Source organism: Pseudomonas sp. NPDC086251 (genome assembly GCF_044746405.1).
Taxonomy (GTDB): domain Bacteria; phylum Pseudomonadota; class Gammaproteobacteria; order Pseudomonadales; family Pseudomonadaceae; genus Aquipseudomonas.
Map to the genome: position 1 here is coordinate 1 of NZ_JBIVBY010000058.1, position 20,702 is coordinate 20,702.

General features: G+C 60.6%; 21 protein-coding genes. 16 read left to right on the forward strand and 5 right to left on the reverse strand.

Going from position 1 to position 20,702, the window contains the following annotated elements:
- From ACIPL2_RS33875 to ACIPL2_RS33900, 6 genes are all read left to right on the forward strand, one after another.
- On the forward strand, positions 1-142 hold a 142-nt coding region (locus ACIPL2_RS33875; protein WP_401364885.1), incomplete at its 5' end, for an amino acid--tRNA ligase-related protein.
- A 99-nt stretch (positions 143-241) separates the two neighbouring features.
- Complete coding sequence (locus ACIPL2_RS33880) at positions 242-958, forward strand: TetR/AcrR family transcriptional regulator (protein ID WP_401364835.1); 717 nt, start codon at positions 242-244, stop codon at positions 956-958.
- A gap of 154 nt (positions 959-1,112) precedes the next feature.
- On the forward strand, positions 1,113-1,667 hold the full coding sequence (locus ACIPL2_RS33885; RefSeq protein ID WP_401364838.1) for a hypothetical protein: 555 nt from the start codon (positions 1,113-1,115) through the stop codon (positions 1,665-1,667).
- 36 nt (positions 1,668-1,703) lie between these two features.
- Complete coding sequence (locus tag ACIPL2_RS33890; RefSeq protein WP_401364841.1) at positions 1,704-2,981, forward strand: flavohemoglobin expression-modulating QEGLA motif protein; 1,278 nt, start codon at positions 1,704-1,706, stop codon at positions 2,979-2,981.
- A gap of 145 nt (positions 2,982-3,126) precedes the next feature.
- Positions 3,127-4,041: an alpha/beta hydrolase gene (locus ACIPL2_RS33895; RefSeq protein WP_401364844.1), complete on the forward strand. Its 915-nt coding sequence runs from the start codon at positions 3,127-3,129 to the stop codon at positions 4,039-4,041.
- Positions 4,038-4,367 (forward strand): hypothetical protein, encoded by a 330-nt coding sequence (locus tag ACIPL2_RS33900; protein WP_401364847.1) that lies wholly within the window; start codon positions 4,038-4,040, stop codon positions 4,365-4,367. The genes ACIPL2_RS33895 and ACIPL2_RS33900 overlap by 4 nt, the downstream gene beginning before the upstream one ends.
- Positions 4,368-4,533: 166 nt before the next feature.
- Here the strand turns inward: ACIPL2_RS33900 and ACIPL2_RS33905 are convergent, their stop codons facing one another.
- The 3 genes from ACIPL2_RS33905 to ACIPL2_RS33915 form a co-directional block, all read right to left on the reverse strand.
- Positions 4,534-5,322: an OmpA family protein gene (locus ACIPL2_RS33905; protein WP_401364888.1), complete on the reverse strand. Its 789-nt coding sequence runs from the start codon at positions 5,320-5,322 to the stop codon at positions 4,534-4,536.
- A gap of 48 nt (positions 5,323-5,370) precedes the next feature.
- On the reverse strand, positions 5,371-5,784 hold the full coding sequence (locus ACIPL2_RS33910; protein ID WP_401364850.1) for a DUF4398 domain-containing protein: 414 nt from the start codon (positions 5,782-5,784) through the stop codon (positions 5,371-5,373).
- 375 nt (positions 5,785-6,159) lie between these two features.
- Entirely contained in the window at positions 6,160-6,504 is a 345-nt protein-coding gene (locus ACIPL2_RS33915) for a pilin assembly protein (RefSeq protein WP_401364852.1), read from the reverse strand.
- A gap of 199 nt (positions 6,505-6,703) precedes the next feature.
- Between ACIPL2_RS33915 and ppc the strand changes: the two genes are divergently transcribed.
- The 7 genes from ppc to ACIPL2_RS33950 all read left to right on the forward strand — a co-directional run bounded on the left by ppc (position 6,704) and on the right by ACIPL2_RS33950 (position 13,991).
- A complete protein-coding gene (ppc, locus tag ACIPL2_RS33920; protein ID WP_401364855.1) occupies positions 6,704-9,334 on the forward strand; it encodes a phosphoenolpyruvate carboxylase in 2,631 nt (876 codons plus the stop codon).
- 288 nt (positions 9,335-9,622) lie between these two features.
- Positions 9,623-10,270: an adenylate kinase gene (adk, locus tag ACIPL2_RS33925; RefSeq protein WP_401364858.1), complete on the forward strand. Its 648-nt coding sequence runs from the start codon at positions 9,623-9,625 to the stop codon at positions 10,268-10,270.
- A 94-nt stretch (positions 10,271-10,364) separates the two neighbouring features.
- The gene (tsaB, locus tag ACIPL2_RS33930) at positions 10,365-11,039 is read left to right on the forward strand and encodes a tRNA (adenosine(37)-N6)-threonylcarbamoyltransferase complex dimerization subunit type 1 TsaB (protein WP_401364861.1); all 675 of its coding nucleotides are present in this window, start codon (positions 10,365-10,367) and stop codon (positions 11,037-11,039) included.
- 233 nt (positions 11,040-11,272) lie between these two features.
- Positions 11,273-11,578, forward strand: a complete 306-nt coding sequence (locus tag ACIPL2_RS33935) for a hypothetical protein (protein ID WP_401364863.1) — start codon at positions 11,273-11,275, stop codon at positions 11,576-11,578.
- Entirely contained in the window at positions 11,578-12,438 is an 861-nt protein-coding gene (locus tag ACIPL2_RS33940; protein ID WP_401364866.1) for a DUF72 domain-containing protein, read from the forward strand. Before ACIPL2_RS33935 ends, ACIPL2_RS33940 begins: the two co-directional genes overlap by 1 nt.
- Positions 12,439-12,471: 33 nt before the next feature.
- Positions 12,472-13,293 (forward strand): isocitrate lyase/phosphoenolpyruvate mutase family protein, encoded by an 822-nt coding sequence (locus ACIPL2_RS33945; RefSeq protein ID WP_401364869.1) that lies wholly within the window; start codon positions 12,472-12,474, stop codon positions 13,291-13,293.
- A 2-nt stretch (positions 13,294-13,295) separates the two neighbouring features.
- Positions 13,296-13,991 carry an extensin family protein gene (locus tag ACIPL2_RS33950; RefSeq protein ID WP_401364871.1) on the forward strand — a complete coding sequence of 232 codons (696 nt, stop codon included), beginning with the start codon at positions 13,296-13,298 and terminating at the stop codon, positions 13,989-13,991.
- 3 nt (positions 13,992-13,994) lie between these two features.
- Here the strand turns inward: ACIPL2_RS33950 and ACIPL2_RS33955 are convergent, their stop codons facing one another.
- Positions 13,995-14,615 carry an energy transducer TonB gene (locus ACIPL2_RS33955; RefSeq protein WP_401364873.1) on the reverse strand — a complete coding sequence of 207 codons (621 nt, stop codon included), beginning with the start codon at positions 14,613-14,615 and terminating at the stop codon, positions 13,995-13,997.
- A gap of 93 nt (positions 14,616-14,708) precedes the next feature.
- Here ACIPL2_RS33955 and ACIPL2_RS33960 point away from each other — a divergent pair, with 93 nt between their 5' ends.
- Positions 14,709-15,491 (forward strand): class I SAM-dependent methyltransferase, encoded by a 783-nt coding sequence (locus ACIPL2_RS33960; RefSeq protein ID WP_401364875.1) that lies wholly within the window; start codon positions 14,709-14,711, stop codon positions 15,489-15,491.
- Between the two features lie 123 nt (positions 15,492-15,614).
- Here the strand turns inward: ACIPL2_RS33960 and ACIPL2_RS33965 are convergent, their stop codons facing one another.
- The gene (locus ACIPL2_RS33965; RefSeq protein ID WP_401364877.1) at positions 15,615-16,253 is read right to left on the reverse strand and encodes a TetR/AcrR family transcriptional regulator; all 639 of its coding nucleotides are present in this window, start codon (positions 16,251-16,253) and stop codon (positions 15,615-15,617) included.
- A 93-nt stretch (positions 16,254-16,346) separates the two neighbouring features.
- On the opposite strand from ACIPL2_RS33965, the gene ACIPL2_RS33970 reads away from it, so the two are divergent.
- Both ACIPL2_RS33970 and ACIPL2_RS33975 read left to right on the forward strand, forming a co-directional pair.
- Complete coding sequence (locus ACIPL2_RS33970) at positions 16,347-17,447, forward strand: efflux RND transporter periplasmic adaptor subunit (protein WP_401364880.1); 1,101 nt, start codon at positions 16,347-16,349, stop codon at positions 17,445-17,447.
- Between the two features lie 6 nt (positions 17,448-17,453).
- Complete coding sequence (locus tag ACIPL2_RS33975; RefSeq protein ID WP_401364882.1) at positions 17,454-20,519, forward strand: efflux RND transporter permease subunit; 3,066 nt, start codon at positions 17,454-17,456, stop codon at positions 20,517-20,519.
- The last annotated feature ends 183 nt before the right edge of the window (positions 20,520-20,702 follow it).

Consider the following 20,702-nt stretch of genomic DNA (forward strand, 5'->3'; position numbering starts at 1 on the left):
CGACTTGGTTCGCGCGCTGGAGTACGGCATGCCGCCAACGGCCGGTGAAGGCATCGGCATCGACCGCCTGGTGATGTTGCTGACCAACTCCCCGTCGATCCGCGACGTGATCCTGTTCCCGCACATGCGGCCGCAAGCGTAAGTGTTTCAATTAAAAAGCCGCCTATCCAGGCGGCTTTTTATTGCCTGTCTGGTACAAACGTATCAACTTGTTGCTTTCATCTGAGAGGAAAGACCTGTCGTGAATCATGCAATTGCTCAAGAAGGTGCAGCGGGTGTCGCCACTGCGGTCGCTGAAAGTGTTCAGTACCAGGGCCGCAAGGCCAGCCGACAGGGCAGTGAGCAGCGTCGCCAGGACATTCTCGATGCAGCCATGCGCATTGTCGTGCGCGAGGGTGTCCGGGCCGTGCGTCACCGTGCGGTGGCGGCGGAAGCCGGTGTGCCACTGTCGGCGACCACCTACTATTTCAAGGATATCGATGACCTGCTCACCGATACCTTCGCCCAATACGTGGAGCGCAGCGCGGCCTTCATGGCCAAGCTGTGGGCCAACAACGAGGGTTTGCTGCGGGAAATGGTCGCCTACGGCGATGGCAGCCCCGAGTCCCGTTCACAGCTGGCGGACGACATTGCGCGGCTGACGTCCGACTATGTGCACCGCCAATTGCAGAACCGTCGCGAGCATTTGATGGCCGAGCAGGCGTTCCGTCAGGAAGCGCTGTTGAACCCGCGCCTGGCGGTGTTGGTGCGCTCGCACCAGCAGATTCTCCTGCAGGGCACCTGCCATTTTTTCGAGGTCCTGGGTTCCCGCGAGCCACAACAGGATGCCAAAGTGTTGACGGCCATTATCGGACGGATGGAATATCAGGGCCTGCTCAACGACGCCGAGCCTGTTGCCGAAGAGGAAATGCTCGGCATCCTCACGCGCTACATGCACCTGGTGCTGGCGTCGGTGTAATCCCGGGGTGCACCGCACCCCTGTAGGAGCGAGGCTTGCCCGCGAATGCGGCTTAACATTCAACATCGATGTTGACTGACATATCGCCTTCGCGGGCAAGCCTCGCTCCTACAAGGTCGGTGACCATTTGGGGCGTGTTCATAGGGAGTGTTGAATGAAAGCCTGGCGTGTCGTTGTGATCGCCTTGTCGTTCCTGCTGCTCAGTGGCTGTCTGGTGACCTTCAAGGAACCTCTGCCCGACAGCGACCCCGCGCCCAAAGGGTTACTCGGCAAATGGACCAGCACCAACGCCTGGGGTGAGCCGCTGAACCTGGAACTGACGCGCATCGGCGATCATCACTATCAGGCCGTCAGCTACTACAAGGCCAAACCCAAGGAACGCGAAGCCTATCCGTTCACGGTGACGCGCCATGGCAGCCGCTGGTACCTGTCGGCGAAAGTGCCCTCGCAATTCGGCGGGCATTTCACGATCGCCGGTTTCGAACTCACCGACAAACACGAATTGGTGGTCTACAACCTCGACCTCGAGCAGATCAACCAGGCGTTGAGGCAAAAGGTCCTGAGCGGCGAAGGCTTCCAGACCGACGACGGCGACGGCGTGCTGATCAACACCAGCATGGATCAGGTGTTCGCCTACCTAGACGATCCGGCCAATTCCGATGTGTTCGTCGAGGCCGTGCGCTACCAGCGTCCGGCCAAAGCCAAATAATCCCAGTACGTAACGGTTTTTCTACAGGAGTTTCGGGTGGACGATTACCAGCAGTCGATACGCATTTTGTCCGATCGCATTGTGCTGGCACAGACGCCGATCCGCGTCCTTGATGCGGTCAAGTGGGACGACAGCATCCGCAAGGGTTTCCTCAAGGCCAAGGGCAAGGAAATGCCGGCGGTGGACCGCGACTATTACCTCAACCGGCCGCTGTCCTTCGACTCCAGTAAAGTGAAACTGGAATTCCAGAACATCGAGCGCGACATCACCCGCCAGCTCGGCCAGTTCAACCCGGTCGGCCAGATCATGCGCCGCATGTGCAAGGAATACCGGATGGTGGTGCGCATGCTCGAAGCGCGCGGCACCGAGGATTTCGGGCTGATCTCGCAGGAGCTGTACGGCGCCGCGTCCGACGCGTTCCACGCCGGTGACCCGACCCTGGCCGACCTTGGGCTGATGCTTTCTGACTACCTGAATAACATCGACGGCCGTGGCGACCTTAAAGACGAGCCCAAAACACTCACCGCCAAGGAGGCCGTCAGCCTGCTGCAACACCGGCTGAACAAGGTATTTGGCGAGGCCGAGGAAACCATTCGGGTGTTCGAGTCCGACGGGATCGTCGCCGATGCGGCGGCCGGTGCCGACTACATCAAGATCCGCGCCGACGCGATGTTCAACGACCGCGACGTGCGCGCCCTGGAAGTCCACGAAGGCCTGGTGCATGTCGGCACCACGCTCAACGGGCTGAACCAGCCGATCTGCACGTTCCTGTCCAAAGGCCCGCCGTCGTCGACGGTGACCCAGGAAGGCCTGGCGATCCTGATGGAAATCATCACCTTCGCCTCGTACCCGAGCCGCCTGCGCAAGCTGACCAACCGCACCCGCGCCATTCACATGGTGGAGGAGGGCGCGGACTTCTTGCAGATCTTCGAGTTCTTCCGCGAGCAAGGTTTCGAAATGGCTGAAAGCTACGGCAACGCCAGCCGGGTTTTCCGCGGCTCGGTGCCGACCGGTCTGCCATTTACCAAAGACTTGTCCTACCTCAAGGGCTTTATCATGGTTTACAACTACATTCAGTTGGCCGTGCGAAAAGGCAAGCTTGAGCAGATTCCGCTGCTGTTCTGCGGCAAAACCACGCTGGAAGACATGCGCACCTTGCGCCAGTTGGTCGACGAAGGCCTGGTGGTGGCGCCGAAGTATCTGCCGGACCAGTTCCGCGACTTGAACGCATTGTCGGCGTGGATGTGCTTCTCCAACTTCCTCAATCACCTGAGCCTGGACCGGATCGAAGCGGATTACTCAAATATCCTCTAAGGCGACAACTCCCCTGTAGGAGCAGAGCTTGCTCGCGAAAGCGGTCTAACATTCAACACCTCTGTTGTCTGACACACCGCATTCGCGAGCAAGCTCGGCTCCTACAGGGGCAGTATTTCAACCCTATATCGCGAGGTTTCAACGGATGAGAATCCTCGGTATTTTTTGCCTCCTTCTGACCCTCGGCGGTTGCAGCTCGCTGCTGTTCTACCCCGAGCCCGGCCAGTTGTTCACCCCGGAAAAAGCCAAGCTCGAATACCGCGACGTCACCCTGATCACCGCCGACGGTCTCAAGCTGCATGGCTGGTGGTTGCCGGCGAAAAAAGGGGTCGAGGTCAAAGGCACGGTACTGCACCTGCACGGCAACGGCGGTAACCTGCCGATGCACCTGGGCGGCAGTTGGTGGTTGCCCGAGGAAGGTTATCAAGTGCTGCTGGTGGACTATCGCGGATACGGTTTGTCCGAGGGCGAACCGTCGCTGCCGGCGATTTATCAGGACATCGATGCCGCCTTCAAATGGCTCGACCAGGCGCCGGAGGTCAAGGGCAAGCCGCTGATCCTGCTGGGCCAGAGCCTCGGCGGTTCAATGGCCGTGCACTACCTCGTGCAGCATCCCGAACGACAGAAGCAACTCAAGGCCTTCGTCCTCGACGGCGTGCCCGCCAGTTACCGCAGTGTCGGTCGCTATGCGTTGAGCAACTCGTGGGTGTTCTGGACGTTCCAGGTCCCGCTGTCGTGGCTGGTGCCGGACGGCGACAGTGCGATCAACTCGATGGCGCAGCTCAACGGCGTACCGAAACTGATCTACCACAGCATCGACGATCCGATCGTGCCCCTTTCCAACGGCATCCGTCTGTATCAAGCTGCGCCGCCGCCGCGCGTGCTGCAACTGACCCGTGGCGGTCATGTGCAGACGTTCGCCGACCCGGTCTGGCGCAAAGTCATGCTGCGCTATCTCGAAGACCCGCAGCATTTCAATGGCCTGCGCCGCCTGGGTGAAATCCCCAATTACCCGGCGCCCCCGAATTCAGAAGATGAACCACCAGAGAGTCCGCAATGAGTGAAGAACGTAACGCCATCCCGCTGATCATCACCGGTATCTGCAGCATCCTCGGCACTGTTGGAGCCCTGTGGTTCTACGGTTACCTGCACTTCGCCAAGCCTGAGGATGCGTTGCTGCTCAGCGACTTCACCATGCTCAAGACCGTGCCGGGCGAAGAGTACAAAATCTCCCTGGAACCGGCAGCCCAAGTGGCCCAGTGCATCGATGGCGTGCTGGTGATGTTCGACACCGAGCAGAAAGGCCTGAGTGGGGTGTTGGTCAACAACAAGAAAAAAGCGGTGCGGTGCATGGGGCAGGAGACTCCGCAGAAGCTGCAGCCGTAGCGCGTCCTGAAAGATCGCAGCCTCGTTTCTCTCGACAGCTCCTACAGGGACAGTGTGTTTCTGTAGGAGCTGTCGAGAGAAACGAGGCTGCGATCTTTTGATCTTGAAAAACGAAAGCCCCGCCTGATCAAATCAGGCGGGGCTTTTATGCATCAGCGATTCGAGCTTAGTTCGAGCTCACCGCCGAACGCGGGATCACCGGCTGGTTGTCGTTGGAAATGGTCACTTCCACCCGACGGTTCATCGCCCGGCCCGAGACGCTGGCGTTCTCTGCCACCGGGTATTCCTTGCCATAACCCTGGGCAACGATGCGCGCTGGATCAACGCCCATTTTCACCAGCGCCATGCGCACGGAACCGGCGCGGCGCTCGGACAGCGACTGGTTGTGGCTCGCGGTACCGGTGCTGTCGGTGTAACCCTCGACGATCACTTTGCGATCAGGGTTTTCCGAGAGGAACTGCGCCAGTTTGTTGATGTTCACCAGACCGCTGGATTTCAGATCAGCCCGGTCGGTGGCGAACAGCACGTCACCGAAGGTCACCAGCGTACCGCGATCGGTTTGCTTGGCGTTCAGGCTGTCCTGCAACTGCTTGATCTGCTGATCGCGGGCATCCAGACGGGCCTGGGCACGTTGCGCAGAGGCATTTTTCAGATTGGCTTCAGCGGTGCGCAGGGCGATGGTTTGCTTCGCCACTTCAACACGCTGATTGGTCAGGTAAGCCAGTTGATCGACCTTGGCCTGGTCTTGTTTGTCTTGATAGGCCTTGTCGGCCTTGTCCAGGTAATCGCTGGCGTCTTTGGTTTCCAGCGCCGCGACCTTGCTGGCCTGCGGGTTGGCTTGCAGGCCGGTGTAGTTGGTGCGGGCCTGTTCCAGGTTCGCGTTGGGCGGGGTGGAGCAAGCCGCCAGTGCAACGCTTGCCGCCAGAAGAGCCGGGATCATCAATTGTTTACGCATCATGGTTTCGTCCTTTTAGTCGAGTAAGAAATACGTCGTGCCGCGCCGTTACTGAACGGTGCGCTGGCTTTCCTGACGCAGTTCCTGAACTCCTTTCTGAGAGTCCTTCACAGCTTGTTCGGCTTTCATCGCCTGGGCTTTGCGTTCCGCTACGCGAGCGTCCCACTCGGCCTGTTCGGCCAGGGTCTTGGCCTGGTCGAACTTTTTGTCGTGCATGGCGAGTTCGGCTTGTTTGAGCTTGTCCTGGGCGGACTTCATTTCCACGGCGGCGAATTCGGTACCGCCGGCGCTGACGGCGCTGTTGACCGCCGATTCAGTCACGGCGAATTGCTCGGTCGGCGGGTGACCGGCACAACCGGCCAGAACCAGGCTGCTGCCGAGTGCCAGGGCGGCCAGTTTCAAACCGCGCAGGTGGGTAAACGAGGATTGGGCAGTTCGGGTCTTCATGGTCTTCAACTCCATTGGGCTAACTCCTGAAAAACTTAAAAATCCATCCTGGGTATGGAGCCGCAACCGTCAGTTTCCGTGGTGTTTTGAAACGGCCGTCCCAGGCGTGGTTACTGGCTGTGACCCGTGGCGTTTTTCAAAAGTTCAGAGAAGATGGCCCAATGCCCGAAAATACTTTGACCGAACGGACAAGGCTCTAGATCGGGTTTTTCACGATGCGCAACGGTATTCCCGACCTTTTTTCGGTCGGAAATACGCCGTTATTGAAGGGGGATGCAAATCAAATGTGGGAGCGGGCTTGCTCGCGAAAGCGCTGTATCAGTCGACATTTACGTCAACTGTTACGGCCTCTTCGCGAGCAAGCCCGCTCCCACAGGTTCGGTGGTGGGATCAATGTTTTGGTTTGTCGTTACCGGCTGACAAATCATGCAAATGCCGACGGGACAACGCGAGAAAACGTGGCGTCGGCCCGACGTCTTCGTACAGTGGATCACCTTCTTCGTCGGTCGCCACGACGGTCGACCCCTTCACATACGGGAAGCTCTTCTCCAGCTCTTCCAGCGCGGCGCCAATCAATTCGCCGAGCAGTTCTTCAGGCTGGCGCTTGGGGTACATTTCGGTAATCGCCGCCAGCCGTGCGGCGGCTTCCACGTCCAGATGAATCGTGTAGCCCGTCGCGGTCAGGCGACCCTTGGCGTTTTCTTCCCAATGCTGGGCAAGCTCGCGGATTTTCATAATGACCTCAATGCGCTCCTGCTCGTGGCAGGCAGTGTGGTGTCCGGCGGTGGCCGGTTGGGCCGTTGTACGGCTTACTCTTCAGACTAGCTTCAACGCCCGGGGTTTAAAGTCCCTTCGTCGTTTGCTTGTAAGAAGCGCTGTAGAGCGGCACTCTTTATGCTCATAGCCGCCCGGATTTTTTGCTGGAGAACTGCTGATGACCGATATTGATGCACGCTTGCGCGAGGACGTTCACCTGTTGGGTGAGCTGTTGGGCAATACCATTCGTGAACAGTACGGGGACGGCTTTCTCGACAAGATCGAGCAGATCCGCAAGGGCGCCAAGGCCGACCGTCGCGGTTCGATGGACGCCGAACTGAGCGCCAGCCTCAACCAATTGAGCGAAGACGAGTTGCTGCCCGTCGCGCGGGCGTTCAACCAGTTTCTCAACCTGGCGAACATCGCCGAGCAGTATCAGCTGATTCATCGTCGCGAAGAGTCGCAGCCCGCACCGTTCGAGGCGCGGGTGCTGCCGGAACTGCTCGCCCGACTGCGCGCCGAAGGGCATGGCGCCGAATCCCTGGCCCGGCAGTTGGGGCGGCTGGAAATCGAGCTGGTACTCACCGCGCACCCGACCGAAGTGGCGCGCCGCACCCTGATCCAGAAATACGATGCCATTGCCGCGCAACTGGCCGCCCAGGACCATCGCGACCTGACCACGGCCGAACGCGAGCAGATCCAGGTGAAATTGCAGCGCCTGATCGCCGAAGCCTGGCACACCGAAGAAATCCGCCGCACCCGTCCGACGCCGGTGGACGAAGCGAAGTGGGGCTTCGCGGTGATCGAACATTCGCTGTGGCAGGCGATTCCGAATTATTTGCGCAAGGCCGATAAAGCCCTGCACGACGCCACCGGCCTGCATTTACCGCTGGAGGCGGCGCCGATTCGCTTTGCTTCGTGGATGGGCGGCGATCGGGACGGCAACCCCAACGTCACCGCTGCCGTGACCCGCGAAGTGCTGTTGCTGGCGCGCTGGATGGCGGCGGATTTGTACGTGCGCGACGTCGATCACCTGGCGGCCGAATTGTCGATGCAGCAGGCCAGCGACGCGCTGAAAGCCAAGGCCGGGGACAGCGCCGAACCGTATCGCGCCGTGCTTAAGCAGTTGCGCGAACGCCTGCGTGCGACCCGTAATTGGGCTCACGCCTCGTTGACCAACACCACACCGGCGCCCGCCGATGTCCTGCAAAACAACCGCGACCTGCTCGATCCGTTGGAGCTGTGCTACCAGTCGCTGCATGAGTGCGGCATGGGCGTGATCGCTGACGGGCCGTTGCTCGATTGCCTGCGTCGCGCGGTCACGTTCGGCCTGTTCCTGGTGCGACTCGACGTGCGTCAGGACTCGTCGCGGCACTCGGCGGCGATGACCGAAATCACCGATTACCTCGGCCTCGGTCGCTACGAAGACTGGAGCGAAGAAGAACGCATCGCCTTCCTGATGCGCGAACTGAACAACCGTCGGCCCTTGCTGCCGGCGTACTTCAAGCCGTCGGCTGACACCGCGGAAGTGCTGGCGACCTGCCGGGAAATCGCTGCGGCACCGGGCGCGTCCCTCGGTTCCTATGTGATCTCCATGGCTGGCGCCGCTTCCGACGTGCTGTCGGTGCAATTGCTGCTCAAAGAGGCCGGCGTATTGCGCCCGATGCGCGTGGTGCCGCTGTTCGAAACCCTCGCCGACCTCGACAACGCCGGGCCGGTGATCGAAAAGCTGTTGCTGTTGCCGGGTTATCGCGCCCGTCTGCAAGGGCCGCAGGAAGTGATGATCGGCTATTCCGACTCGGCCAAGGACGCCGGCACCACCGCGGCGGCCTGGGCGCAGTATCGGGCGCAGGAGCGTCTGGTCGACATTTGCCGTGAGCAACAAGTAGAGCTGCTGTTGTTCCACGGTCGCGGCGGCACCGTGGGCCGTGGCGGCGGTCCGGCGCATGCGGCGATTCTGTCGCAGCCACCGGGTTCGGTCGCGGGACGGTTCCGCACCACCGAGCAGGGGGAAATGATTCGTTTCAAATTCGGCCTACCGGACATCGCCGAACAAAACCTCAATCTGTACCTCGCGGCGGTGCTGGAGGCGACATTGTTGCCACCGCCACCACCGACGCCTGAATGGCGGCATTTGATGGACGAATTGGCCGCTGACGGTGTCAGCGCTTACCGCGCCGTGGTCCGGGAAAATCCGCAGTTCGTCGAGTATTTCCGCCAATCCACCCCGGAACAGGAGCTCGGACGCCTGCCATTGGGAAGCCGCCCGGCCAAGCGTCGCGCCGGTGGCATCGAAAGCCTGCGGGCGATCCCGTGGATTTTCGGCTGGACCCAGACACGCCTGATGCTGCCTGCCTGGCTCGGCTGGGAAGCGGCCCTGAGCAAGGCGCTGGAGCGGGGTGAAGGCGAGCTGCTGGGGCAGATGCGCGAGCAGTGGCCGTTTTTCCGCACGCGCATCGATATGCTGGAAATGGTCTTGGCCAAGGCTGATGCCGATATCGCCCAGTCCTACGATGAACGTCTGGTTGAGTCGGATTTGTTACCTTTAGGTGTGCATTTACGCGACCTATTGTCGCAGGCGTGCGCCGTGGTCCTTGGGTTGACCGGTCAGTCGCAGCTACTGGCACATAGCCCAGCCACCCTTGAATTCATCCGCTTGCGCAACACTTACCTCGACCCTCTTCATCTATTGCAGGCTGAATTGTTGGCGCGCTCGCGACAACAGGAAGTGGAGCAGGGCAGCCCGGTAGAACAGGCATTGCTGGTGTCTGTAGCGGGGATTGCCGCCGGTTTGCGTAATACCGGCTAAGGTTTTTGTCGTGGGGGCAGGCACTCGATGCAAGGGCCGGGTGCCGGCCGGGGGAGCGGTTGAAAAGTGCTGCCAGGCGACAGTTAATGATGGGGTTGCGACTTGGGGTACCCCCTTAAATGGTCACGCAAGGCGCGGGTTTCTCCGACTTTCGGCGGCTTGTGTGGTCCGGGCCTGCTGTGTATCTTGAGCAGCCTTTGGCCGTTTGGGCGGTCACGACCCTGTTTTTGAGATTGGCCCCACGAGGCGAATCCGTTGTTATTAAATAAAAAATTGAGGAGCACATCGATGCGCGTCATTCTGCTGGGAGCTCCCGGGGCCGGTAAAGGTACTCAGGCAAAGTTCATCACCGAAAAATTCGGCATCCCGCAAATCTCCACCGGCGACATGCTGCGTGCCGCGGTCAAGGCCGGCACCGAGCTGGGCCTGATCGCCAAGAGCGTCATGGACAGCGGTGGTCTGGTATCCGATGACCTGATCATCAATCTGGTCAAGGAACGTATCAGCCAGGCCGATTGCGCCAACGGTTTCCTGTTCGACGGTTTCCCGCGCACCATTCCCCAGGCAGAAGCCCTGGTGAAGGCGGGCGTTGAGCTGGACCACGTTGTGGAAATCGACGTTAAAGACGAAGACATCGTCCAGCGTATCGCCGGTCGTCGTGTTCACGAGGCTTCCGGCCGCGTGTACCACATCGTCTACAACCCGCCGAAAGTGGCCGGTATCGACGACATCACCGGTGAAGAGCTGGTGCAGCGCAAGGACGATACCGAAGAAACCGTGCGTCATCGTCTGTCGGTCTACCACGCCCAGACCGAGCCACTGGTGAAGTTTTACCAGGAGCTGTCCACCGCTCAAGGCAAACCGAAGTACAGCCACATCGAAGGTGTTGGCTCGGTTGAAGCGATCACCGGCAAGGTGCTTGAAGCGCTGAACTGAAAAGTCTGAAACGCTTCATCTTCTACGGCCCGCTTGCGGGCCGTAGTTGTTTATACTGGCGCACTTTTTCTGAACCTCTCTTACGGAAACATCGATGAGCACCTTGCTGGCCCTGGACACCGCGACTGAAGCTTGCTCCGTTGCCTTGCTGCATGACGGCAAAGTCACGAGCCATTACGAGGTGATCCCGCGCCTGCATGCGCAGAAGCTGTTGCCGATGATCCAGCAGTTGCTCGCCGATGCGGGCACCACGTTGCAAGCGGTCGATGCCATTGCGTTTGGCCGTGGGCCGGGCGCGTTCACCGGTGTGCGGATCGCCATCGGCGTGGTGCAGGGCCTGGCGTTTGCGCTGGATCGCCCGGTATTGCCCGTGTCCAACCTGGCCGTGCTGGCGCAGCGCGCGTATCGCGAACACGGCGTCAGCCAGGTCGCGGCGGCCATCGATGCGCGCATGGATGAGGTGTATTGGGGCTGCTACCGCGAAACGGCGGGGGAGATGCGCCTGGTCGGCAAAGAGGCTGTGTTGCCACCGGAAGTGGCCGCATTGCCGGCCGATGCCAGCGGCGAGTGGTTCGGCGCGGGCACCGGTTGGGGTTATGCCGAGCGCATCGCCGTCAGCCTGACCGGGCAGGATGCCGGTATGTTGCCGCATGCCGAAGACTTGCTGACCCTGGCGCGGTTTGCCTGGGAGCGCGGTGAGGCGATCGTGGCGGATGAGGCGCAGCCGGTTTATCTGCGGGATAAAGTGGCCACGCCGAAAGCGCGTTGATCTGCTACACCGAGGTGTTCCATTCGCGGGCAAGCCTCGCTCCTACAGGGTTAGCGCTAACCTTGTAGGAGCGAGGCTTGCCCGCGAAGGCGATCTAACCCATATAGCCAATCGTCGATTTATCCCCCCACTTTTAAACCTTTTCGCTTTTCTGTGTTCTAGTTATCACTCGGCGGTTTGCGCAGCTCCTTTAGCGCCACTAAACTGCCATCATTGATACCGGACATGTACTCATGCGTATAGACGGCCTTTCTTCTCAGTCCTACCCCATCAAGCGCCAGCCTCGCAAAGGCCAAGTGGTGGAGGACGATCCCGTCGATATCGACGGCGAGCTGGAAATCCCCTCCGAAGAGCAACTGGCCGCCCGCGCCGCCAAAGCCTCTGCGCAACGCTTGAGCAATCTCCCCGCCCGTCAACAAGACATGCTTTACCACCGCGCCATGAGCAACAGCGTGGCGAAAGCCCTGGCCAGCTACCTGAGCACCGCCGGTTTTGTCGATTGGGATACCGATGTGCTGGGTCTCGACCTGTACATCTGATGGTGCTGCCTTACTACCTCGGTTGTCCGTCCTGGAGTGAAAACGCCTGGCGCGACTACCTGTATCCGCAAGACGCCAAACCCAGCGACTTTCTAAATCTCTATGCCCAAGTGTTCAACGCCGTGGAAGGCAATACGACCTTCTACGCGAGCCCGTCTGCCGCCACCGTGCAGCGCTGGGCCGAGACCATGCCCGAACACTTTCGCTTCACCGCCAAGTTTCCCGGTGACATCAGCCACAGCGGTGACATGCGCGAACAACTGACCGCCGCCGAAACCTTCCTGCAATTGCTCAGCCCTCTGGGTGAGCGGGTTTCGCCAGTCTGGCTGCAACTCTCCAAGAGTTTTACGCCGCAACGACTGTCGGAGCTGGCCGGTTTCATCGACGTGATGGACCGACCGCTGGCCGTCGAAGTGCGGCATGACGACTTCTTCGCCAAGGGCGATGCCGAGCGCCAGCTCAATCGCCTGTTGCTGGACCGCGGCGTCGAGCGCATCTGCCTCGATCCGCGTGCGCTGTTCAGCTGCACGTCGACCGATCCCTCGGTACTCCACGCGCAATCGAAAAAGCCCAGGGTTCCGCCCCGTCCGGCAGCGTTTACCCAATTCCCGCAGGTGCGTTTCATCGGCCACCCGCAGCTTGAAGCCAACGATCCGTTCCTGGTGCCGTGGGTGGAGAAAATCGCCCTGTGGATCGAAGAAGGCCGCACGCCGTATATCTTCCTGCACACCGCCGATAACTTGCTGGCCGCCAAACTGGCGCAACGTTTTCACGCAAAACTGATGCTGCGTTTGCCTGGCTTGCCGCCGCTGCCTGAGCTATACAGAGAGCCCGCCGCGGAGCAACTTGGCCTGCTCTGAAGCGGATTCCTTGCCCTTTTCAGGAGCCTGCCAATGGATGCGCAAACCCTTCGAGCCCTGGCGTTCAAAGCGCTGCATGAACGCGACGGGGCTTTTGTGATTCCCAACCCGTGGGACGCCGGCTCGGCGAAAATGCTCGCCAGCCTTGGCTTTGAGGCGCTGGCGACCACCAGTGCCGGTTATGCCTTTTCCCAAGGACGTCCCGACGGTGCGTTGAACCTTGACGATACCCTGGCGAACGTTCGAGCGATTGTCGCGGCTACTGATTTGCCGGTCGCGGTCGATTTGGAAAACGGTTTTGCAGACGATCCTGCCGAATGCGCCCAAAGCATCTTGAAGGCTGCAGCCGCAGGCGCCGTTGGCGGTTCGATCGAAGATGCCACCGGGCGTGAGGAAGGCCCGATCTACTGCTTCGAACACGCGGTGGCGCGGATTGAAGCGGCGGTCGCTGCGGCGCGCAGCTTGCCTTTTCCGTTCACGCTGACGGCTCGCGCGGAGAATTTTCTGCATGGCATTGCCGATTTAGACGATACGATTCGCCGCTTGCAGGCCTTCGCCGAGGCCGGTGCCGACGTGCTGTATGCGCCGGGTCTGCGCAGTGCTGAAGACGTCTTGGCGGTGGTGCGCGCCGTGGCGCCGAAACCGGTCAATGTGTTGATGTCCGGCGGGCTCAAACTGACGGTCGAGCAGCTGAGCGAGATGGGCGTCAAACGGATCAGCGTCGGGTCAGCCCTGGCCCTGGCGGCGTATGGCGAGTTCTTCCGTGCGGCCGAAGAGATCCAGACGTCGGGCACGTTCGGCTTCACCTCCCGGTCCATGCCGTACCAGAAAGCCAATCAGTTCTTCAAAGGCTGAACATGCGGTTCCTCAGGGTTTTGCTGGTGCTGGTGTTGATCATCGGCACGGCGGCGGTGAGCGTCTGGCGTGGCTGGATCTCGCTGCCGCCACAGTGGAACCCTTGGGCGCCGCTGGACGTGAAGGCCGCCCCGAACCTGCTGACCCGCTACAAACTGATGCGTCTGCGCGATGATCCGCAGTTGTGCGATCAGGCCCTGATCAGTTCCGGGTTAAGCGTGACTCACCTGGCCGACAGCGCTGACGCGAAGTGCCCGTTGACCAACACCCTGCGCGTGCAAGGCGGCGAGGTGGCGCTGAGCAGCAGTTTCCTCGCCAGTTGCCGCCTGGCGGTGTCGTTTGCCCTGTTCGAGCGCCACGCGCTGCAACCGGCGGCACAAGCGGCCTACGGGCAGGCGGTGACGCGTGTCGATCATCTCGGCAGCTTTGCCTGTCGCAACGTCTATGGCCGCGAGAACGGCAGGCTCAGCCAGCATGCCAGCGCCAATGCGCTGGACATCGCCGGGTTCAGATTGGCCGATGGCCGAACCATCAATGTGCTTAAGGACTGGCCCAGGGATAATCAGGACGCACGGTTTCTGCGTCAGGTCCGCGATGGCGCCTGTGGCATGTTCAGTGTGGTGTTGAGCCCGGATTACAACGACGCCCACCGCAATCATTTTCATGTCGATGTCGGGCCGTGGTGGCTGTGTCGCTGAGGCTTACGCGGCGATGCGCAGGTTTTGCAGGATGATCGGGCGGGCCCAGCCGTTATCGAAGTCGAGTTGTTTCTGTTGCTCCACCAGCTCTTCAGGCGAGAACGGCGGGAAGGGCTTGTCCAGCAGATGCAGTTCGAACTCGGCAATCGGCAAGTGCAATGGGCGCGGTTGTGGTGCCGGGCCGGCTTCTGGCACAGGTTGGCCGGCAGTCAGGACGATCGGACGTACCCAGCCGCTTTCGAAGTTCTGCTGTTGCTGTTGAGCGACGATTTCTTCCGCCGGGAACGGTGGGAAAGGCTTGTCGGCCAGGTCCATTTCGAACTCGGCAATCGGCAGGAACAGCGGCTCGGGCGGACGAACTTCGGTGTCCTTCACATCACATTCACGTTGCGAAACAATGTGCGCCAGCAGGTCGCTGCCAACCGTGGGTTCGACCGGGCTGCCGAGATCGACCGGTGGAAAGTTCAGCGATTCCGGCAGCACTTCACCCGACTGATCGGCCAGCGCACGGGCAAAGAAATCCTGCCAGAGGTGACTGACGCCGCTCAGTGCCTGGGTATTTCGCAGGTTGTAATCGCCGTAGGGCGAGATAAAACCTGTGATTGTGGGTTGATTGTCTGACATTTCTCTCGGTCGCCGCTCAGCTCTGGCAAAATGCTCGATAGTTTTGTTATCGGCCGTTTTTGCCGATCATTAATTTTTTGAGCGTGTTTTCCCATGATTGAGCAACCTGCGGCCTGCCGCATCCATGTCGAGGCCTTGGGCGCGACGTTTCAGCCACAGGCCGAGCAATGGGCCGAGCGCCTGGGCTTGCCCCTGCAGGTGGATGACGGCGAGTTCGCCTTGCAGGTGGGCGACCAGGGTTTGCAGTTGCAACAACTGGGGCCGGACGCGCCGGGGCCGGTGCGGGTGGACTTCGTCGAAGGTGGCGCGGCCCATCGCCGGTTGTTCGGCGGTGGCACGGGGCAGATGATCGCCAAGGCGGTGGGTATTGCCCAAGGCGTGCGTCCGCGAGTACTGGATGCCACGGCGGGGCTGGGCAAGGATGCGTTCGTGCTGGCGAGCCTGGGTTGCGAGATGAGCCTGATCGAGCGTCAGCCGTTGATCGGCGCCTTGCTTGAAGATGGCCTGGCGCGCGGCGCGGAAGATTTCGACGTGGCGCCGATCGTGGCGCGCATGCGCTTGCTCAAGGGCAATTCGATCGAGGTGATGCGTAACTGGGAAGGCGAGCCGCCGCAGGTGATCTATCTCGACCCGATGTTCCCGCATCGCGAGAAAACCGCGCTGGTAAAGAAAGAAATGCGCCTGTTCCGGCCACTGGTTGGCGATGATCCGGATGCGCCGGCGTTGCTCGCAGCGGCGTTGGCCCTGGCCAGCCACCGGGTGGTGGTCAAGCGCCCGCGCAAAGCGCCGTGCATTGAGGGGCCGAAACCGAGTCATGCGCTGGATGGCAAGTCCAGTCGGTATGACATTTATCCGAAGAAAGCGCTCAAGCCTTAAGACCGAGTCGCCTGCTTCGCGAGCAAGCCCGCTCCCACAGTTGATCTGCGTCGCATGGAGATCAAATGTGGGAGCGGGCTTGCTCGCGAAGGGGCCAGACCAGACAACCAAAACCCCTCAGGCTCACTCAGGCCGATAAGCCCGCATAAACAACCCCACCACTTCCCGCACATGGCTCTCGGCCGCATCCCCGGTCAACGGTTCACCACAGCCATACAACAAGCGAAAATTCCCCGCGCCCTTAAGCAGGCAGAAGAAGTGCTCAGCCGCATTGTGCGGCTTGTCGATGCTCAGCGCGCCGCTCTGATCAACCTTGCTCAGCAACCGCTCCATGCCGTGCAGCATGCGCTCTGGCCCAGCCTCGAAGAAGATCTGCGACAGTTTCGGGTCCTGGCTGCCCAGCGTCATCATCAACCGGTGCAGGTTGACCGATTCGTCGCTGTTGATCAGCTGATGAAAGCCGCGCGCGATGTTCAGCAGCACCGTTTCCACCGCAATGCCGTCCGGCAATTCGAAAAACAGCGTCGGCAATTGCTCTTCGCACTTGGCCACCACGGCGGCGGAGAACAGTGTCTCCTTGTCGTTGAAATGGCTGTAGACCGTCAGCTTCGACACGCCGGCCTCGGCGGCCACGGCGTCCATGCTGGTGTTGGCATAGCCATGACTCAGAAACAGAATTTTCGCCGCATCGAGGATGGCCTGGCGCTTGGCCAGATCCTTGGGGCGGCCCGGACCGTTAGGTGCTGAAGGATTGTTCGGCATATTCGCTTTTATTACTGGACTGGTGAGTTTGCTATTAATAACATACTGGCCAGTATAATTATTCCAAGCACCATTAGCGAAAGGTCCTTCACCATGTTCCGCTATGCCTTGCCCCTCGCGTTGCCAGTCAGCCTGGCATTTTTATTGACGGCGTGTGGTCACGAAGAGGCGCCGCAAGTCACTGTGCGCCCGGCGCTGGTGGTGCAGCCAGAGCCTTCGGCACAGGCAATGGAAAGCTTTCCCGGTGAAGTCCGTGCTCGCTTTGAGCCGGACCTGGCGTTTCGCATTGGTGGCAAAGTCAGCCGACGACTGGTCGAAGAAGGGCAGCGGGTCAAGGCCGATCAGCCTCTGGCGGAGCTCGATCCGCAGGACGTACGCCTGCAACTGGAAGCCACCCGTGCCCAGGTTGCAGCGGCCGAAGCCAACCTGAGCATGGTTCGCGCCGAGCGCGATCGCTACAAGACCCTGATGGACCGGCAGATGGTCAGCCGTTCGCAGTACGACAATGCCGAAAACCTCTACCGATCCGGCGAAGCACGCCTGAAGCAGATCAAAGCCGAGTTCAATGTCTCGACCAACCAGGCGAGCTACGCGGTGCTGCGCGCGCCTCAGGACGGTGTGGTGGCCAAGCGGGCGGTGGAAGTCGGGCAAGTGGTGGCGGCGGGGCAAACGGTGTTTACCCTGGCGACCGATGGCGAGCGCGAAGTGTTGATCAGCCTGCCGGAACAGAGCTTCGGCCGTTTCAAGGTCGATCAGCCGGTGTCGGTGGAACTCTGGACCCAACCCGATCAGCGTTTCGCCGGGCGCATCCGTGAGCTGTCGCCCGCAGCCGATCCAAAATCGCGCACCTTCGCCGCACGCATCGCCTTCACCGCCGGCAAAGTCCCCGCCGAACTTGGCCAGAGCGCCCGGGTGTTCGTGCAGACCGCCGATGTGGTGCCGCTGTCCGTGCCGCTTTCCGCACTGACCGCCGAGAACGGCACGACCTACGTCTGGGTCGTCAGTGCCAACAACACCTTGAAGAAGACCCCGGTGCGCGTCGGCGCATTCGGCGAGAAAACCGTGCCGGTGCTCGAAGGCCTGAACGCCAGCGACTGGGTGGTGGCGGCCGGTGTCCATGTGCTTCTCGAAGGGCAGCAGGTGCGCCCGGTGGATCGCTCCAACCGCGTGGTCAATCTGGCCGACAAGGAGTAATCCCCGATGGGTTTCAATCTTTCCGAATGGGCGCTGCGTAATCGCCAGATCGTTCTGTTCCTGATGCTGTTGCTGGCCATCGTTGGCGCACTTTCCTACACCAAGCTCGGCCAAAGCGAAGACCCGCCGTTCACCTTCAAGGCCATGGTCATTCGTACCAACTGGCCGGGCGCGACGGCACAGGAAGTGTCGCGTCAGGTCACCGAGCGCATTGAAAAGAAGCTGATGGAAACCGGCGAGTACGAACGCATCGTCTCCTTCTCGCGCCCGGGTGAATCCCAGGTCACGTTCATCGCCCGCGATTCCATGCACTCGGTGCAAATCCCGGAGCTCTGGTATCAGGTTCGCAAGAAGATCAGCGACATTCGCCACACCCTGCCTCCAGGTATCCAGGGCCCCTTCTTCAACGATGAATTCGGCACCACCTTCGGCAACATCTACGCCCTGACCGGCGATGGTTTTGACTACGCGGTGCTCAAGGATTACGCCGATCGCGTGCAGATCCAGCTGCAACGGGTCAAGGATGTCGGCAAGGTCGATCTGCTCGGGTTGCAGGACGAGAAGATCTGGATCGAACTCTCCAACGTCAAACTCGCCACCCTCGGTTTGCCCTTGGCGGCGGTGCAGCAGGCGCTTGAAGAGCAGAACGCGGTGTCCACTGCCGGGTTCTTCGAGACCACCAGCGAGCGATTGCAGCTACGGGTCTCGGGGAATTTTCAGACAGTCGACGAGATCAAGAACTTCCCGATCCGCGTAGGCGATCGCACCTTCCGTATCTCCGACGTGGCGAATGTGCGCCGTGGCTTCAACGATCCTCCGGCGCCGCGCATGCGCTTCATGGCCGAAGACGCTATCGGTCTGGCCGTGGCCATGAAGGACGGCGGCGACATTCTGGTGCTGGGCAAGGCTTTGGAAATCGAGTTCGCCCGAATCCAGAAAAACCTGCCGGCCGGCATGCAACTGCGCAAGGTCTCCGACCAGCCCGCGGCGGTGAAAACCGGTGTTGGCGAGTTCGTCCAGGTGCTGGTGGAGGCCCTGGCGATCGTGCTGCTGGTGAGCTTTTTCTCTCTCGGTGTGCGCACCGGCATGGTCGTGGCACTGGCGATTCCGCTGGTGTTGGCGATGACCTTCGCCTGCATGTACTACCTCGGCATCGGCCTGCACAAGATTTCCCTCGGTGCGCTGGTGCTGGCGCTGGGCTTGCTGGTGGACGACGCGATCATCGCCGTGGAAATGATGGCGATCAAAATGGAGCAGGGCTTCGACCGGATCAAGGCGGCCAGTTTTGCCTGGACCAGCACCGCATTCCCGATGCTCACCGGCACGTTGATCACGGCGGCGGGCTTCCTGCCGATTGCCACCGCGCAATCGGGCACGGGCGAATACACCCGCTCGATCTTTCAGGTGGTGACCATCGCGTTGCTGGCGTCGTGGGTGGCGGCGGTGGTGTTTGTGCCGTATCTGGGGGAAAAACTCCTGCCAGACCTGGCGAAAATTCATGCAGCCAAACACGGTACTGATCAGCCAGACCCTTACGCCACGCCTTTCTATCAGCGGGTTCGGCGTCTGGTGGAGTGGTGCGTGCGTCGGCGTAAGACGGTGATCACGGCCACGGTGATTTTGTTCATCGCTTCGGTCGTCCTGTTCCGTTTTGTCCCGCAGCAATTTTTCCCGGCATCGGGCCGACTGGAGTTGATGGTCGATCTGAAACTGGCCGAAGGTGCATCGCTGAGCAACACCGCCGATGAGGTCAAGCGCCTTGAAGCACTGCTCAAGGATCACGCGGGCATCGACAATTACGTGGCCTACGTCGGCACCGGTTCGCCGCGCTTTTACCTGCCGCTGGATCAGCAACTGCCTGCGGCGAGCTTCGCCCAGTTTGTCGTCCTGGCGAAAACCATCGAGGATCGCGAACCGCTGCGAACCTGGCTGATTGAAACCCTCAACGAACAATTCCCGGCTCTGCGCTCGCGGGTCACGCGCCTGGAAAATGGTCCGCCGGTGGGTTACCCGGTGCAGTTCCGGGTGACGGGTGAGCACATCGAGGAAGTCCGTGCCCTGGCGCGCAAAGTCGCGGCCAAGGTTCGTGAGAATCCGCATGTGGTCAACGTTCATCTGGACTGGGAAGAGCCGAGCAAAGTCGTTTACTTGAACGTCGATCAGGACCGTGCCCGGGCGCTTGGCGTGAGTACGGCGAACCTGTCGAAGTTTCTGCAAAGCTCACTGACCGGTTCAAGTGTCAGCCAGTACCGCGAAGACAATGAGTTGATCGAGATTCTGTTGCGCGGCACGTTGCACGAGCGCACGGAGCTGTCGTTGCTGCCGAGTCTGGCGGTGCCGACCGACAACGGTCGCAGTGTGGCGCTGTCGCAGATCGCGACCCTCGAATACGGCTTTGAAGAGGGCATTATCTGGCACCGTAATCGCCTGCCGAACGTGACGGTTCGCGCCGACATCTACGGCAAGGAGCAGCCGGCGACGTTGGTGCAGCAGATCATGCCAACGCTTGATCCGATTCGCGCCGAGCTGCCGGATGGGTATTTGCTGGATGTCGGCGGCACTGTTGAAGATTCGGCTCGCGGGCAGAATTCGGTGAAGGCCGGCGTGCCGTTGTTTATCGTGGTGGTGTTGACGTTGCTGATGCTGCAGTTGCGCAGTTTCTCGCGCACGGTGATGGTGTTTCTGACGGCGCCGTTGGGGTTGATCGGGGTGACGTTGTTTTTGATGGTGTTTCGTCAGCCGTTCGGGTTTGTGGCCATGCTGGGGACGATCGCGTTGTCGGGGATGATTATGCGTAACTCGGTGATTCTGGTGGATCAGATCGAGCAGGATATTGCGGCTGGGTTGAAGCCTTGGCAGGCGATTATCGAGGCGACGGTGCGGCGGTTCCGGCCGATTGTGTTGACGGCGTTGGCGGCGGTGTTGGCGATGATTCCGTTGTCGCGCAGTGTGTTTTTCGGGCCGATGGCGGTGGCGATCATGGGCGGGCTGATTGTGGCTACGGCGTTGACGCTGCTGTTCCTTCCGGCGTTGTATGCGGCTTGGTTCAGGGTCAAGAACGAGGTGGCTTGACCTTGGCGGCCTTTGGGCCGACCAGGTTCCTGGTTGATTGGGGGCATATCCATTTTTGCTTTGATGGCGGCTTTTGGTTCCGCCCTTACGAGAGTGTCAGATTTTTTGTGTGCGGGCCGATAACGGCCTGCCGTTAGGCAGGCCTTCATTTCACCAGTTTGGTCTGATGAATCGATCTCCGTA

What these genes read in the sequence shown, in the direction of transcription:
- ACIPL2_RS33885 (WP_401364838.1), top strand. Translation starts at nt 1,113, where the DNA reads ATGAAAGCCTGGCGTGTCGTTGTGATCGCCTTGTCGTTCCTGCTGCTC.
- ACIPL2_RS33895 (WP_401364844.1), top strand. Translation starts at nt 3,127, where the DNA reads ATGAGAATCCTCGGTATTTTTTGCCTCCTTCTGACCCTCGGCGGTTGC.
- ACIPL2_RS33900 (WP_401364847.1), top strand. Translation starts at nt 4,038, where the DNA reads ATGAGTGAAGAACGTAACGCCATCCCGCTGATCATCACCGGTATCTGC.
- ACIPL2_RS33905 (WP_401364888.1), bottom strand. Translation starts at nt 5,322, where the DNA reads ATGCGTAAACAATTGATGATCCCGGCTCTTCTGGCGGCAAGCGTTGCA.
- ACIPL2_RS33910 (WP_401364850.1), bottom strand. Translation starts at nt 5,784, where the DNA reads ATGGAGTTGAAGACCATGAAGACCCGAACTGCCCAATCCTCGTTTACC.
- ACIPL2_RS33915 (WP_401364852.1), bottom strand. Translation starts at nt 6,504, where the DNA reads ATGAAAATCCGCGAGCTTGCCCAGCATTGGGAAGAAAACGCCAAGGGT.
- ppc (WP_401364855.1), top strand. Translation starts at nt 6,704, where the DNA reads ATGACCGATATTGATGCACGCTTGCGCGAGGACGTTCACCTGTTGGGT.
- adk (WP_401364858.1), top strand. Translation starts at nt 9,623, where the DNA reads ATGCGCGTCATTCTGCTGGGAGCTCCCGGGGCCGGTAAAGGTACTCAG.
- tsaB (WP_401364861.1), top strand. Translation starts at nt 10,365, where the DNA reads ATGAGCACCTTGCTGGCCCTGGACACCGCGACTGAAGCTTGCTCCGTT.
- ACIPL2_RS33935 (WP_401364863.1), top strand. Translation starts at nt 11,273, where the DNA reads ATGCGTATAGACGGCCTTTCTTCTCAGTCCTACCCCATCAAGCGCCAG.
- ACIPL2_RS33940 (WP_401364866.1), top strand. Translation starts at nt 11,578, where the DNA reads ATGGTGCTGCCTTACTACCTCGGTTGTCCGTCCTGGAGTGAAAACGCC.
- ACIPL2_RS33945 (WP_401364869.1), top strand. Translation starts at nt 12,472, where the DNA reads ATGGATGCGCAAACCCTTCGAGCCCTGGCGTTCAAAGCGCTGCATGAA.
- ACIPL2_RS33950 (WP_401364871.1), top strand. Translation starts at nt 13,296, where the DNA reads ATGCGGTTCCTCAGGGTTTTGCTGGTGCTGGTGTTGATCATCGGCACG.
- ACIPL2_RS33955 (WP_401364873.1), bottom strand. Translation starts at nt 14,615, where the DNA reads ATGTCAGACAATCAACCCACAATCACAGGTTTTATCTCGCCCTACGGC.
- ACIPL2_RS33960 (WP_401364875.1), top strand. Translation starts at nt 14,709, where the DNA reads ATGATTGAGCAACCTGCGGCCTGCCGCATCCATGTCGAGGCCTTGGGC.
- ACIPL2_RS33965 (WP_401364877.1), bottom strand. Translation starts at nt 16,253, where the DNA reads ATGCCGAACAATCCTTCAGCACCTAACGGTCCGGGCCGCCCCAAGGAT.
- ACIPL2_RS33970 (WP_401364880.1), top strand. Translation starts at nt 16,347, where the DNA reads ATGTTCCGCTATGCCTTGCCCCTCGCGTTGCCAGTCAGCCTGGCATTT.
- ACIPL2_RS33975 (WP_401364882.1), top strand. Translation starts at nt 17,454, where the DNA reads ATGGGTTTCAATCTTTCCGAATGGGCGCTGCGTAATCGCCAGATCGTT.